The following is a 15,345-nucleotide window of genomic DNA, read 5'->3' on the forward strand; positions in this document are numbered from 1 at the left end:
GCCAGGTAGGGAGTCACTGTATCTCTTACAGGGCAAGACTTTCACTTGCATCCAAGAGTCAGTTAGGATTTAACTTTTCCGGTTAGTTCCGGTTAGTTTTCCCCGCTGGTTATGTATTAGCCAGCGAACGAATCGCACCCTCGTTTCCATTAATTCCACTTCCGAAGAAGTGCAAGGCGTCACAGCTATTTTTGCTGGCATCTTAGGTGCCAGTTTCCATTAATTCCACTTCCGAAGAAGTGCAAGGGGTGGGCTGACTTTCGGTGCATCGACTCAACCTGGTACTGTTTCCATTAATTCCACTTCCGAAGAAGTGCAAGGACAGAGCAAAGGGTATAACTGGGAGGCGGTTATTGGTTTCCATTAATTCCACTTCCGAAGAAGTGCAAGGCTCACTTCAGGGCAATGATCTTGTGGTGAATATTGTTTCCATTAATTCCACTTCCGAAGAAGTGCAAGGGTTTAACGACCCTACCTGAGGGAGCAATCCCCACCGCAGTTTCCATTAATTCCACTTCCGAAGAAGTGCAAGGGTGAACAGCCGTGTTCCTAATAATGTGTTAGACGGCTACGGTTTCCATTAATTCCACTTCCGAAGAAGTGCAAGGGGGTCTGATTGTTTCAATAACGGTTTTTTTACTTCCCGTTTCCATTAATTCCACTTCCGAAGAAGTGCAAGGCTTCCAACCATGTTCTGTTTGTCTGTTGGAATTTTTAATCGTTTCCATTAATTCCACTTCCGAAGAAGTGCAAGGGAGTTGCGGTAGTTTCAGATAGTGACAGTACCAACGTTTCCATTAATTCCACTTCCGAAGAAGTGCAAGGAAGATGCTGAAGAAGTTCTCTGGACTATTGAAGCCGAGTTTCCATTAATTCCACTTCCGAAGAAGTGCAAGGGCTTACCTGTTGAAAGGCTTGTCCTGAGCTAATTTTACACCAGTGGATCTGAGGGGGTCAAGTTTTTGTAGCAACATTCTCTGCAATTTCGCCTCAAATCACGGAAAATCGTCGTCTGAAATGCCCTGGTGGAGGGCTATCTGAGGGGGGTAACGGTAGAATCAGGGTTTCAGACTTACCCTACCCCCCTCAGATGCTTATCAGTCAAACTCTATTGATAAGGTAAGGTAATCATTTCCGGTTCAGTGGGGTGATGGAGGTGCGGTGTGTGGGAAGCGACTCTCCCCAAAACGTTTAACCCTCGCCATCAAGTTGAATTGCCTGTAAATATTGTAGCATTCGTTTGCCCTTGTTTGAGGTAATTTGGTAATGAGATTTGCCCCGTTTGTTGCGAGAGGAGATGGCAATAAATCCTTCATCAATTAACCCGGCTAGATGGTGATTGATTCGGGACAAGTTTCCTCCTCTGGCGCAACTGTTGGAGCAGAGTTGGGCGGAGGTAATTCCCGGTTGTTGAGCAATTTGAAGAAACAGCAATTTTCGGGTTCCGGTCAGCAGTTTGTTCTGCACTAGATTTGGTTTTTTGTCATTTGTCATTTGTCATTTGTCATTTGTCATTTGTCATTTGGATGAATGACCACCCACGAATGACCAGTGACCAGTGACCAGTGACCAATGACCAATGACCACCCACGAATGACCAGTGACCAGTGACCAGTGACCAGTGACCAAGGACCAAGGACCAAGGACCAGTGACCATAAAAAACTACAACTTCCACAACATGGGACGATACACCTCAACCTCGCCGACTAGACAGGCGATATATTCGCGCACTTGCAACTCAATACACCGCTTTAAACTAACTTTGTAGTTCGTATGGGGATGAGTGATTTCCGAAAGCAACTTATCCTCCCAGTGCTTGAGGTATTTCTTCAAGGCATGAGGTTGTAAATAGACCCCATTGCGCTCATCGGGCAAGGTAAAATCATCCGGGGTCAAAATCTGGGAATTGACTAGATAGGCCACCAAGGAATCCACAATTTGGGCGCGAAATTCTTCCATCAAATCGGACACCAATGCGGGATGATTGTCCCGAGGGACGTGCAGATTGCCAAAGTGCGGATGCAGTCCCGCTAAGTTGACAAAAGAATGCACATTTTGACTAAGCAAGGTGTAGCCTAAACTCATCATGCTATTCACCGGGTCCGTTGGGGGCCGTTTGGTCCGTTTCTCGAAGGCAAAAGGTCCAGAGAATAACGAACCCAAGGCTTGAAAATAGGCGGATGCTGCTTTACCTTCATAGCCGCGCAAGGCATCCATCGATTCGGCTAAGGGCAATTTATCCCGGCAACTGATGAGCATTTCCAAGGCAATCAAAGCGGCATCAGTTTGACGACGGCGGTTTAGTTTGAGCAACAATGCCCGAGAATTGTGCAGTTTTGCGGCAACGATCGCCTCGGCTTGGCAACGGGTAAACTCTGGGTCCAGGGACCGTTGCACTTGCTGAATCAGATACTCAACTTTGGCATGACTTTCCGAGTACAACCGGCCAAAATACCGCCCTTTCTGGGACAAATACATCACGGGAATCCGACGACGCAAGGCCAAAGAAACGGCTCCGTGGGACATATTGCAGCAGCCAAATAAGACAATATGACTCACCCGGTTGGCGGGAACTTTTACGCGCAGTTCGTGGTTAGAAAACACCTGAAATTGCTGATTTTTGACGCTCAAATACGCACCTTGGTCGGTGATGTATAAAGTAGTCATGGCATCACTCCATAAATGTTCAGGATTGGCAACAGGAAAGTGCACGGGTTTGAGACTACAGGCGAGGGGAGGACGAGACACCCGCGCGCGTTGCCGTTGTCGTACCCGCCGATAAGGCACGCCGGAGGCTGAAAGCAGCCAATCTCCCCGAGGTGCGCGCGGTGGCGGTGCATAGACTTGTCCTTTGACAAACCGATATCCCAGAAAGGTCAACTCTTCATCGGGTCCATAAATCTGAGTTTTGTCGGGCTGTAAAGTGAGATATAATTCCCCGAGCCAGCCTCGCACTTGGTCTAAGTTTCCCTGGGCTTGGGTGGCATGGGCAGTGGCAATGACAAAATCATCCCCGTAGCGCACGAAATTGAGTCCAGCAGCCAAACAGCGGCGGTCGAATTCGGTCAGGTAGAGGTTAGCTAAAGCCCCCGAAAGTATTGCTCCTTGTAAGACGCCTTTGCCAAAGTTTTGATATTGTCCGCGAATCACAATCCCGGCAGCGATTTGTTGTTCCAGCAACTGTCCGATCATCGGGTCGAGTTGCAATTGCTCCAGTTGAGTGAGCAACAGCGCCCAACAGAGATTGTCGAAGAATTGGGCAATATCCGCTTTCAGGACCCAACAAGGCTGAAATTGGTAATAGGCATACAGATGATGCACCGCTTGCTGGATACTGCGCCCGGGTCGATAGGCATAGCTACAATCGAGAAAAGCATCCTCAAGGGGCCAGTAGAGTTCCTCTAGCAATAACCGTTGAATAATTCGGTCAGATACGGTGGGAATCCCCACCAACCGTTTCCCCCCGGATGCCTTGGGTAAATAAAAGCCCAATGCGGGTTTAGCTTGATAGGTTTCCTGGGTAAGATGATGCTGGAGTTGCTCCAACTGCATCTGGAGATTGTCGGCAAACCAATCTACTGTGATGCCATCCACCCCCGCCATTCGCGAACCCCGGCGCACCTGTTGCCAAGCGGCCCTGAGTAAGGTCTCGGTAAATTCCATAAACTCGTTGGAAATGGCTTACAATTCCATCTTGGCAAGGGCTTGTTTGTGTTCCTATATGCCTTTACCGGCACGATATATGACTTTTTGTATGACTTATTCTCAAAGATGGGTTTTCGTAACGAAAGGGGAAGCCCTATCATGAATAACAGGTGGCTGAAGCGTTGACAGTAGGAGCAGGATTTAATCAAGGATAAGGGAGGAATGTCATGTTGGGACGGCGATCGCTGATTGCGTCTGAAGAGGGAATCCAAAAAGCGGAACAGGCTTTAAAACGGCATAATTTGACCAAGACTGCCATCGCCAAGGAGTTAGCAGTCGCCTCTTGGACGACGGTGAGCAAATTCTTCAACAGCAAACCTGTCGATCGCCTACTATTTCAAGAAATCTGTCGGGCATTGGACCTAGATTGGCAGGAAATCGCCGCACTTTCCATCGAGGACCCTTCAGATTCTCCCCAGGAAAACAAGGATGAACCTTCCCCTGGGGCAGTGGAACAGATTATCGAGGAAGCATTTGCTCAGGCGACGCCCTCCACGGTCCAATTGGCAACGGTGATGGGCCACGCCTCCCGAACCCGCAAAGCATTGGACCCTTATATTTTGCCGCCAATTCGCCGGGAAAGTTTTTTAGAGCGATGTCTAACCCAAATCCGTGGAGGAGTCGAAGGTAAGCAGCGGGTGGTCCCAATCTTGGGGGCAGCAGGCTATGGGAAAAGCACCCTCCTTGGGACCCTGTACGATGCTTTAATTGCAGAAGGAATCGGCGGATGGATTGCGTTGGTGCGCTGTGATGATTTGGTGGAAGAGAGCGATCGCTTTCCCGAAGAACTGGGGGCAAAAGTCAGTGATACTCGTTTGTCCATTGTAGAAGTGGCTCACCAACTAACCGCTCACCACGGACGCGGCATTTTGTTACTGGATACCTTAGACATTGTTCTGACCAAACCGCTAGTTCCTGTCTTCCGGGGGATGTTGGCGCAACTGCTAGAGTCTGGCACAACGGTCGCTTTTACCTGTCGAGATAACGATTATGCCGACTTTTTTGAGCCTTACCACCAAAGTTTTGCGGGGTTCCGAGAAGCGGTGTATGATGGCTGCAAAATCACCCCGTTTCAACCGGAAGAAGTTGCCGAAGCTGCTGGCCGTTTTGCCGCCCTCAAACCGGACTATCCGACTATCGAGAGTCAAACGGCATTTGCCGATCGCATTCTAGCCTTATCTACCGATAGCGTCTCACTCACCGAAATTGTTACCCATCCCCTGCTCTTGGCCTTATTGTGCGAGTTATTTGCCGAGGCGCAAGTCGTGCCAGAAGACTTAACGGTGAGCCAACTCTATGACATATACTGGAACTGGAAAATTTCTAAGGTCCGGCATCAGCATCAATCCCCGCGCATTGGCAAAACGCAAGAAAAATTATGCTTATTTTTGGCCGAAACCTTGTACCAAAATTCTGGGGAACGGCTGCGGGATTTTCTCTATGAAACCCAGTTTGACCTGAGTGGTTCCGCAGATTTCGAGGCTTACACGGCATTGCGAAGTGAGGGCGTCCTCAAAGAATTGGGAAACTATCGCATCGGCTTTTTCCATCAAACTTTCCTGGAATATGCGATCGCCCGGTGGTTGAACGCCACCGCCTCTGGGGAACTCACCCAAGCCCAAATCCGCCGCCAGTTGCAGTCTAACACTCAGACGACTCCTCATTACCTATGGCCGATTTTTCGCCAATATCTGACGTTAGTTACCTTAGCTGATTTTGAGCAGATTTGCCACGAACTAGACTGGCAGCAACTCCTTCCCTTTCGGGCGATCGCCTTTGCTGCGGTTTCTCGCATCGAACCGGACGCTTCGGGCATCCTGCGACCGATGCTAGAGATAGCCCTGGCCCGGGACTACGCTTTCATGGAAACTTTGCTTGTGGCTGCCAATTCAGCCCCCATCCGTCATCGGCAAACGGCATGGGAAATCGTCCTGTATTCGCTGAGTAGAGTTCCCAAGGAATTGATTAACAAAACCCTGGAAATTGCCGCCGATTGGATTGTCCAGTCCCATGCCGAATTCCAGCGATTTCAGGATACCATTGCCGCCTTAAATGCCAGTCCTTTAGTTGCCAGCCGATTGGGTCATACCCTCTGGGGAAAGCTACTCGGAGACTATTGCCGCAAAATTAGAACGCAAGGCAAAGCTATCAATTTGCAGGTACTCGCCCTTCTCCAACAACAATATGCCGCATTTGGCAGCAATGTCCGAGCAATGGTGATAGAATTGTACCTCAGTCCCGAAGTTCCCCAGGAAGTGCAAGTAGAATTTTTGGAAGAAATTATCGAGCTTCCCCCGGCCAACAATTCCTTTGTCGAACATCAGAATGCTGTGGCGTTACTTGGCTCCATTTTGCCCGATTTACTTTCCAATGGCAAAAGCCGGTTCGGTCAATCTTGGCTGGAAGTTTTAGCGGTTCCCTTGCAACCGGAATGGATGGCAGTCTGTGCAGCAGCCGTAGGTCGGCAGGCGGCTCAAGATGCAGAATTACTCGGTGCAATCGTTAGTCTCTTGTTTGATGAGTGTTCTTCGGCTGATTCAAAATCGTTGAACCGCAGCAGTGCGATCGCCTTACAAGAAGCCATCCAACATGGAGGGGCCACAGTAGTAGCTTCTGCATTAGTCAACCGAGATATTTCTAATTTGGCCGATAATCGCATTTCTACTTTAGCCATGTTGCTGAGAGCCTTAGCCAAAGCGGGAGAAGAAAGCCCTGAACTAGAAGAATCCTGGACAGTTCAATTAACCGAATGGATTCACCCCCTCATCGAAACTTATCCCGTGGAACTGATTGGAGTGTTGGGGACTTTCGCTGTATGGTCATCTCAAGTTAGAACTCAACTCGCCACGATTTTAGAGCAAGCTGTCCAGTCTCTTGCGCCCAAACAGACAAATCTAATTCTTAAAAAACTCAGCTACATTCCGCCAGAAATTGCCCCCTATCTCCAGCAAAATCGCCAATCTAAAGAAGCCCGGACTGCACTATTAAAACTGCATTGGCAACAAGCAAAATTGGGAACAACAGAAGCCATCCAGGAAATAGTCAAGGCTTGTGCGGATGTCTCTCAAGATATTGCCAAAGAGGCATCGGGGATGGTGCTAGAGTTAGTCCAAAACCAGCAAGCAGTCCCCCTGGAATCATTGTTGCCGTTATTAGCCAATTCTCGGGTGATTCGAGTCCGCCAAAATTGTATGCAAGCGATTTTAGAGCAAGTAAACACCCAGAAGGTTACTCCCGCGCAAATTATCCAAGTTTTTCAAGCAATTGCTCAAGAAACTACCCCGGAAGTCTTGCAATTGGCCTATAAACTAACAACGGCTGCCATCTGGAAACATCCCTCGGGCACTCGACGATTAGAATTGCCCATTGCCGAGGCGATATTTAGTTTGACCCAGACGGTTATTCCTCATGCACCCCAGCCGACCATTGATAGGATTGCCCATATTGCCATGATTGCCTTCAATCAGATGGTGATACTAGAAGACCGTCGCCTGATTCCCCAACTCATCGACTGTACCCGGCTACTATTTCGGTCCGTGGATATTTCGGGTAAAATTGATAAATTGGTCGTAACTTCCTTGTTAAATGACTTAGGTAAATTTGACCCTGACTTGTTTTCTCGAATGATTCGCGAAGATTGGGGCAGAAATGATAAAATATTACCCGTGGCTAATCAACAAGCCCTGGTGGTGGCAATCGCGAACAATCAAGGCAAAATGTCACCGTTACTCGACCAATTGCTAGAGGACCCACAAGTAGCCGAAGAAACCAAAACTCGTATCCTCCGCGATCGGAACCTCTAAGCCCATGAATATTAAGTCAGCTTATCATAAGTCTACGAATGATAAGCATCTGAGGGGGGTAGGCTAGTCCTGAAACCCGCATTCTCTCGTTACCCCCCTCAGATTAGGCTCAGGATAAGGCTTTGAACCGATGATTTTCCCCAAATTCGGACTCAAATCATGCAACTGTCGCTACAAAAACTTGACCCCCTCAGATTCGCAGGTGTACAATCATCTCAGGGTAAGCCTTTCAACGGGTAAGCCCTTGCACTTCTTTGGAAGTGGAACTAATGGAAACAAATGCCTACATAGATCGTATCATTTCCTTGTCCGCCCCTTGCACTTCTTTGGAAGTGGAACTAATGGAAACTTGCCTCGAGCATACCCTCGGCTTCAAATTCCACCGAGATAGTCCTTGCACTTCTTTGGAAGTGGAACTAATGGAAACGGGTTTGAGGCGAGAAAGTCGCCGTACGCAGAGCAAAAAAGCCTTGCACTTCTTTGGAAGTGGAACTAATGGAAACAAAGAACGCCAGCACGAGTACGTACCTGACCCAGATCCTTGCACTTCTTTGGAAGTGGAACTAATGGAAACATTTGGCGAATGCCTCCTGGTGTTTTTTGGATTAAAACAAGCCTTGCACTTCTTTGGAAGTGGAACTAATGGAAACAACGGGACATCTCTTGTGAGACCGATCCAGTGTAGACCTTGCACTTCTTTGGAAGTGGAACTAATGGAAACAAGTCGTTTCCTTGGTTACCGTGGAGTTTTACCTCCACCTTGCACTTCTTTGGAAGTGGAACTAATGGAAACCTACGACCTCTATTATAAAATGGAAGAAGTTGTCCAGGCCTTGCACTTCTTTGGAAGTGGAACTAATGGAAACTAACTGCACCACGACTGGCACTTTCTGCAAGAGCAACCTTGCACTTCTTTGGAAGTGGAACTAATGGAAACATTCTCCCTACTGTTTCTGGTACTGGTACCTATATCCTTGCACTTCTTTGGAAGTGGAACTAATGGAAACCTGAACGTTGAATTGGGTATCAACGATGGATGCACCACTCCCCTTGCACTTCTTTGGAAGTGGAACTAATGGAAACTAATGGATAATTAGTCCATACTCACTTCCGATAAAACCTTGCACTTCTTTGGAAGTGGAACTAATGGAAACCGTAGCCAGAAGAAATATCAACGAGCGGATCGTTGAAATCCTTGCACTTCTTTGGAAGTGGAACTAATGGAAACTACCAACTCCATAAAAATCAAAATCGTTAGGATTTCTGCCTTGCACTTCTTTGGAAGTGGAACTAATGGAAACCGTAGCATCTTCCTCGGAAAGACCGAGGATTTCAGCCCTTGCACTTCTTTGGAAGTGGAACTAATGGAAACCACTTCCAAGAGCCGCTTGCACAGATTGAAATGTTTGTTAGACCTTGCACTTCTTTGGAAGTGGAACTAATGGAAACCTATTGTGACATTACTTGCCTGTGGTCTCAATAGTTCCTTGCACTTCTTTGGAAGTGGAACTAATGGAAACTATAAAAGTTGGCCAGAGGTACAGGTGTCCAAGAGGGCCTTGCACTTCTTTGGAAGTGGAACTAATGGAAACCACTGGAAATCCGATCCTTCAAAACAGAAGGCGAAATACCTTGCACTTCTTTGGAAGTGGAACTAATGGAAACCACCGGGGGCGGTGGATGCGTCAAAAACCAACTCACCATTCCTTGCACTTCTTTGGAAGTGGAACTAATGGAAACAATACTACTGGATTCTTTCAACCCAAGCAGTGTCAATGTCCCTTGCACTTCTTTGGAAGTGGAACTAATGGAAACCTTTGCACAACCAAACTTAAGTCTGCAATACCATTCCTTGCACTTCTTTGGAAGTGGAACTAATGGAAACAATGCTGTCAGGAATTACCACCTCTAAGGCGGCACCCTTGCACTTCTTTGGAAGTGGAACTAATGGAAACAGGATGGTAATTTTAAATCGCTGAACTTCAAGCGAGTTATCTCCTTGCACTTCTTTGGAAGTGGAACTAATGGAAACCCTCCACTGAGAATGTTACTAGTGGGTCAATACCGCCTTGCACTTCTTTGGAAGTGGAACTAATGGAAACTGGGCAAGGTTAGGAGCAACGGTGCCACTAACCAAAATTCCTTGCACTTCTTTGGAAGTGGAACTAATGGAAACAAGACTCCGTGGTGGTACCTGTCGACTGCACAGGGTCCTTGCACTTCTTTGGAAGTGGAACTAATGGAAACATTCTATCAACCGTGTGCAGTCTGGACGCCCCCGGTCTGCCTTGCACTTCTTTGGAAGTGGAACTAATGGAAACATTGATTTTCTGGACGACGTGGCCATGGATGACGCGGCCTTGCACTTCTTTGGAAGTGGAACTAATGGAAACAAGCCTTCATGGACTATTTGGACACCGCTGACTTGAACATTCCTTGCACTTCTTTGGAAGTGGAACTAATGGAAACTCGTCATCTCCTCGGAAGAGCTTGACAGAATAATTAACTCCTTGCACTTCTTTGGAAGTGGAACTAATGGAAACCTTCGAAGCAGGCAACGACAATCCACTCTTTCCCACCGCCTTGCACTTCTTTGGAAGTGGAACTAATGGAAACAATTCCTGCCAATACACCTCCGCCAAGTAAAGTAATACCTTGCACTTCTTTGGAAGTGGAACTAATGGAAACTGATCGAAATTGGGGCTGAAACCGTAAAATTGATCGGTCATTCCTTGCACTTCTTTGGAAGTGGAACTAATGGAAACCTTTCGCTGATGGTACTACAGCCCGTCAAGTCCTCATTGCCTTGCACTTCTTTGGAAGTGGAACTAATGGAAACTGTCCAATTACCCCATTCGGAGTACTCTTGACTCACGCCTTGCACTTCTTTGGAAGTGGAACTAATGGAAACTTCAAAATTCGGATCGAATCAATCTGTTGAGGTGTCCTTGCACTTCTTTGGAAGTGGAACTAATGGAAACCATTTCAATGGGACATGGAACGCCCCGGATTGATACCTTGCACTTCTTTGGAAGTGGAACTAATGGAAACTTCTCGTGCACCAACTTGGGCAGATGCTGGAAGAGCCTTGCACTTCTTTGGAAGTGGAACTAATGGAAACCTTCCAGCAACCCTTTCCACCTTGTATTTTTAAGACAAATACCTTGCACTTCTTTGGAAGTGGAACTAATGGAAACGAGAATAGAAATGAGCGCTTCAAAATCTGGAATTACCAGAAAATTTTCTTATAAATTTCTTGCACAGGAGCAAGTTAATGACCGAGTTAGTTTATCTATATCTGTTAGCCCCATTACATACTGGCGGCACAACTCAAGAAGGAAACCTGTTAGGAATTGCCCGTGAATCTCATACGGATTTGCCTTATATTCCGTCGAGTACCATTCGAGGACGCCAACGAGCTAGTCTGGACAATCGCGTAGTTCGCACTCAACTCTTTGGCCCAGACTTGAAAGATTTGGACAATCAAGAGTTTTTGGCAGAATACCAATCCCAAACAGGTAAGGCAATCACCCAACTCGAACAGGGGGATGTCTGGATTGGAGATGGTTCTTTGTTGTGGGTTCCCGTACCTTCCCTGAGTCATGGCGTGATTTGGATTAGCTGCCCGATGTTACTCCGTCGCTGGAAACGGTTTAATCCGACTCTACCTAAAATTCCTGCGGACTCCTATTTGACGAATGCCAAAAAAAATCAGTCGGGGATTTACCTCAAGGATGCGATTATTCGTTCCAATGAGTTGAACAACTGGGACAACTGGCAAGCGTTTATTCCGCAGCACCCAGCCAGTCAAGGTATCGATCGCGTCTTAGTCTTGCCTGACCACCATTGTGTGACGTTAATCCAAATGAGTCTCTGGCGGCAGGTGAAGGTCAAGTTAGACGAGCATAAATCGGTCGAGGGAGGATTTCGCTACGAGGAAGCCATTCCACCGGATACCGTGATGTATTTTCCCTGGGGCGTTACGTCGCAAGCGAACGGGACCCGCGAAAGTTCTCAGGCTGCATTTGAAAACTTGTTGAATAGTCGCGAAATTATCCAGATTGGGGGTCAAGAAAGTCTAGGACGCGGATTCGTTCAACAATGGTCAATCTCACCTGTTTTGAACTCGTGAGAACAGCCTCTTTATCGGCGCACTCCGTCTAAATAATTTCCAAGGAACAAGGCCCATCCAATCGGGCTATTCCTCAACTTAGTTTATTCATTCACTCCCAGGACTAACCATGATGACTTTCGACCCGCGTACCATTACAACTCCGGTCTATGAGGCTCTGTCTGGGTTGCGAGAGCAAACTCAAGATAACACTCGCCTCAAAGAACAGAAAAATCAAGCTGTTGAACTTTATACCTATCTTTCGACTTGGGGCATGATGCGCCTGAAAGCGGAGGAACAAGCCCTCACCCAAGAAGGGAAAAGGCAGGTAGTTTGTAAGTATTTCGAGTGTTTACAGACCCTTGCCAATTTGCCGGATGATAAGACCCTAGCAGACGTTCAAGGCTTAACTACCCTCAAAGAGTTAGAAACCGATGAATATTTGGGGTTGACCGGCTTAGGGTTAGCCTTGGCACGAGAGTTTAGTTTTTGGGCAACTGCTGTTTATCACGATGTTTCTGGAGGAGACTAAATCATGACACCGGATCCATTACAACGACCGAACAGACCCCAGCCTCCTGCGACCCCCCCAGTTCGCACAACTCCGGCTGGAAATACAGCCCCTCGCCGGGTTATTCCTCCAGTCGGTGGCAATCAAGGTGGCGGCAACCGAGGCGGGGGCAATCAAGGGGGTGGCGGCGGCGGGAATCAAAACTCACGTCCCTCTCCCTGGTTATATCCTGAGCGCGAACCGCCAACCGATGACACAGCTAGTTTTGTCGAGTATCTGCGGTGGATGCGATCGCTTGATTCTCCCGAAAAAGACGCGACCAAGGTTCAGATTCTCCAGAAGGCCGAAGAAAAAGCCCAGTATCAGCGACGACTCCGACAACTGTGCGATCGCACCCGAGCGATTGCTGGTAAGGAAAACACCTTCCAAGTTAAATGTCCCTGGCGGATTCGGGTTGGCGGACATCGGGGACCCGAAAACATCTTGTTACCTGCTTTTGACGCTTTGGGGATGCCCTACATTCCTTCGGCAACTTTACGCGGAGTTGCCCGAACCCAGGCGATTCGCGAACTGATGGCCGCAGAGGGGTTGCGTTGGCAGGAGGCATCCACGCGGATTGCTCCTTGGTTTGGTTCCCTGGATGCCAAAGGGAGCGATCGCTGCGGAAAAGTGGTCTTCCTCAATGCTTATCCCTTGCCCAACAAAGACGGATTAAAGGTGGATATGGCGAACAATATCTGGAAATGGGAGGGGGAGTCTTTGCCCAATTACGGTCCCAATCCTAATCCCTTCCTCTCCCTGAAAGAACCGACGTTTTTAATTGGGCTACGGTTGGTCAGCAATTGCAGTGATGCTTCGATTTTAGACCAAGTTAAAGCATGGCTGGTGGCTGGCTTGCAAGGGGGAATCGGCTCTCAAGTGAATAGTGGCTATGGGGAACTCATCCGGGCCGGTGCTGGTAAACCCCAGGATGGATTTTTCCGTCTGGAATTTACCCTGCAAGGTCAACTGATTCACGGACGCCAAAAGTTTACCCCATTCCATTGGAACGATAGACGTGAAGAATGGCAGATGCGTGGACAATCGGAAGCAGAAGTTCGCCCAATTGCCTTTAAATCCATGTTGCGCTATTGGTTCCGCAGCTTTGCGTTGGGTGTATTGTCTCCTGATGAAGTCAAACCTTGGGAAGCGCAACTCTTTGGCAGTATCGACCCTCAGCAATGGGGGTGGGTACGAGTCGAAATTGCGGACGGGAAAGTGACCCAAAAAGAACCATTACCTAACCGGCAAGGACAAGATGGCGCTTGTGGCGAACAGGTAGGAACCCTCGTCCTGCGCTATTCCCCGGAAGCTCCTGGGAATCTGCAACAGGCGCTCTCCTCCTTGTTCAAGACTCTGACCTGGATGATGTTTCACCTAGGGGGAGTCGGACAAGGTGCGCGGCGTCCTTGTTATGAGCGAAATAATGCCCCCTGGTATCGTGGTTCTACGTTATATCCAGAAAATACAGATTCGTTCTGGAATCTACCCGATACTCCCCAGGAATTTAAGCAGCGGTTTCAACAGCGTTTGCAGGAATTTTACCAGGCTTTCAACAAGGTGACTGAGCTTTCCGTAAATCCAAACTCACCATTAGAAGCTGGGCTTGTTACTGACAATTCTTGGACTGAAGCAGTGGATTCTCACTGTCGAATTGTTGTTGTGTCAGGCCAAAACAAGGATAAACCTTATGCCTTAGATATTCTTCACCAAGAATTCCATAAATTGGAGAAACAACGAAAACTTGATGAAGCTAAAAATTTGTGTGGCGGAACGGGAACGCCTTCTCCAATTTGGATAGCTGATTTAGATGAATATCAAGTGGTTACTGTCTTTGGTGCCACAGCAGACCCACGTAAACATTACCTGAGTTTGTTGAACCAACCGGCTCAAATCTGGCCCCTGACCTAGCTCAATCATTTGATGACGGTTTGCCAAATTCCTCACCCACTTGGGTGAGGAAACCTGATGGGGTGACAAGATAAACTACAGTCAAACGATAACCTTTTTCAGTCCATAAAATTGTCAATCTGCAATAATTCAAAACTCACGAAAACAAGTCATATAAAAAGTCATATACTGCACCGGCTAAGGCATACACGAACACAAATACTCAGTTGCGATGCTGGAAATGTAGCGTTCAACTGAAACAATGACCGCAATCTACCTCACCCAACCCGGTTCGATTCTGCAAGCCAAGCGTCAAGTTTTTGAACTGTGGCATCATCAGCAATTACAGCGGCGAGTGTTGGCAAAAATGACAAGCCACATCGTCCTATTCCACGGGTGCGAAATCACTGGAGAAGCCACTGCCTTAGCATTTTCCCACGCTCTGCCTGTCTTATTCCTGGATGCTGAGGGTCGGTATCTAGGACGGCTTCACCTGGACTCGGATGCCCCCTATTTGACCCAACAACTCCAACGCGCCGGTGACCCCGAGTTCATGCAAAACACCGCCGAACGAATCGTCAGTGCTACGTTGCACAATCGTCGCGCATTGTTGTTGTCGCTCAACTCGTGCGTTTGTCCCACCGTAGAAATTGCGTTAGAGGCCATTGAACTTTTCCTGGATGAAATTCCCGCAGCCAGTCTTCCGCAACTGCGTAGTCACCTAGCCACAGTCAACCAAATTTACTATCCGGCTTTGCGCGAGTGGCTCTGGCTGAACACTTTAGAATCCGCCATGTCCGTAGACAACCTCTGGCATTTGGGTCAAGCCTTGTTAGAACAAGTCGGACAAGGGTTTTTGCTAGAAATTGGACTGGATGCCAACCTTGGTGGATTGCACCTGAGCGATGGCGAAAACCTGCCTCTTGTGCGGGACCTCACCCTAGATTGGACTGTAATTCTAGTAGACCGCCTTGCGCTGGAGTTCGTTCTGTCTCACACTAATTTCACTCACAACGGCAATGGCAACGGGAACGGCAATGGTCACCATCAACCACTGCATCAGTTTATTGCCGCTTGGGAGCAACAACTAACCCTCTTCTATCACTCTGGGTAGAGTATAATAAAAAAAACGGCTGAAAGCCAGAGCAGGACCATGATTGCCCTAAAACAAGCCAAGCCCACCCTCCCTCTAAGGGGATTGCAAAATATAAATCCTCCAAACGTTGCACTGGAAGGGAGGTAGGTGTAGGGGCGCAATGCTTGCGCCCCAGGGCGCAAGCATTGC

Annotated in this window: 7 protein-coding genes and 2 CRISPR repeat arrays; of the genes, 5 read left to right on the forward strand and 2 right to left on the reverse strand. The window is 48.0% G+C overall.

The window, feature by feature from the left end:
* Positions 1 to 142: 142 nt before the first annotated feature.
* Positions 143 to 897: a CRISPR direct-repeat array (repeat unit 35 nt; unit sequence GTTTCCATTAATTCCACTTCCGAAGAAGTGCAAGG).
* Between the two features lie 294 nt (positions 898 to 1,191).
* Both NG833_RS18235 and cas1 (NG833_RS18240) read right to left on the reverse strand, forming a co-directional pair.
* Positions 1,192 to 1,494: a hypothetical protein gene (locus tag NG833_RS18235; protein ID WP_254566698.1), complete on the reverse strand. Its 303-nt coding sequence runs from the start codon at positions 1,492 to 1,494 to the stop codon at positions 1,192 to 1,194.
* A gap of 169 nt (positions 1,495 to 1,663) precedes the next feature.
* Positions 1,664 to 3,664, reverse strand: coding sequence for a CRISPR-associated endonuclease Cas1 (cas1, locus tag NG833_RS18240; protein ID WP_254566699.1), 2,001 nt, complete (start codon positions 3,662 to 3,664; stop codon positions 1,664 to 1,666).
* A gap of 209 nt (positions 3,665 to 3,873) precedes the next feature.
* On the opposite strand from cas1 (NG833_RS18240), the gene NG833_RS18245 reads away from it, so the two are divergent.
* The 5 genes from NG833_RS18245 to cas1 (NG833_RS18265) all read left to right on the forward strand — a co-directional run bounded on the left by NG833_RS18245 (position 3,874) and on the right by cas1 (NG833_RS18265) (position 15,174).
* Positions 3,874 to 7,509 carry an NACHT domain-containing NTPase gene (locus tag NG833_RS18245; protein WP_254566700.1) on the forward strand — a complete coding sequence of 1,212 codons (3,636 nt, stop codon included), beginning with the start codon at positions 3,874 to 3,876 and terminating at the stop codon, positions 7,507 to 7,509.
* Between the two features lie 242 nt (positions 7,510 to 7,751).
* A CRISPR array of direct repeats spans positions 7,752 to 10,706; the repeat unit is 35 nt; unit sequence CCTTGCACTTCTTTGGAAGTGGAACTAATGGAAAC.
* A 77-nt stretch (positions 10,707 to 10,783) separates the two neighbouring features.
* A complete protein-coding gene (gene cmr4 / locus NG833_RS18250) occupies positions 10,784 to 11,641 on the forward strand; it encodes a type III-B CRISPR module RAMP protein Cmr4 (RefSeq protein ID WP_254566701.1) in 858 nt (285 codons plus the stop codon).
* 109 nt (positions 11,642 to 11,750) lie between these two features.
* The gene (locus NG833_RS18255) at positions 11,751 to 12,152 is read left to right on the forward strand and encodes a hypothetical protein (protein ID WP_254566702.1); all 402 of its coding nucleotides are present in this window, start codon (positions 11,751 to 11,753) and stop codon (positions 12,150 to 12,152) included.
* Between the two features lie 3 nt (positions 12,153 to 12,155).
* Positions 12,156 to 14,081 (forward strand): RAMP superfamily CRISPR-associated protein, encoded by a 1,926-nt coding sequence (locus NG833_RS18260; RefSeq protein WP_254566703.1) that lies wholly within the window; start codon positions 12,156 to 12,158, stop codon positions 14,079 to 14,081.
* 241 nt (positions 14,082 to 14,322) lie between these two features.
* Positions 14,323 to 15,174 (forward strand): CRISPR-associated endonuclease Cas1, encoded by an 852-nt coding sequence (gene cas1 / locus NG833_RS18265; RefSeq protein WP_254566704.1) that lies wholly within the window; start codon positions 14,323 to 14,325, stop codon positions 15,172 to 15,174.
* The last annotated feature ends 171 nt before the right edge of the window (positions 15,175 to 15,345 follow it).

It is taken from the genome of Oscillatoria sp. HE19RPO (assembly GCF_024220515.1).
GTDB lineage: Bacteria > Cyanobacteriota > Cyanobacteriia > Cyanobacteriales > Laspinemataceae > Laspinema.

Coding starts and splice junctions, on each gene's coding strand:
- NG833_RS18245 (WP_254566700.1), top strand. CDS start 3,874: ATGTTGGGACGGCGATCGCTGATTGCGTCTGAAGAGGGAATCCAAAAA.
- NG833_RS18255 (WP_254566702.1), top strand. CDS start 11,751: ATGATGACTTTCGACCCGCGTACCATTACAACTCCGGTCTATGAGGCT.
- NG833_RS18260 (WP_254566703.1), top strand. CDS start 12,156: ATGACACCGGATCCATTACAACGACCGAACAGACCCCAGCCTCCTGCG.
- cmr4 (WP_254566701.1), top strand. CDS start 10,784: ATGACCGAGTTAGTTTATCTATATCTGTTAGCCCCATTACATACTGGC.
- cas1 (WP_254566704.1), top strand. CDS start 14,323: ATGACCGCAATCTACCTCACCCAACCCGGTTCGATTCTGCAAGCCAAG.
- NG833_RS18235 (WP_254566698.1), bottom strand. CDS start 1,494: ATGACAAATGACAAAAAACCAAATCTAGTGCAGAACAAACTGCTGACC.
- cas1 (WP_254566699.1), bottom strand. CDS start 3,664: ATGGAATTTACCGAGACCTTACTCAGGGCCGCTTGGCAACAGGTGCGC.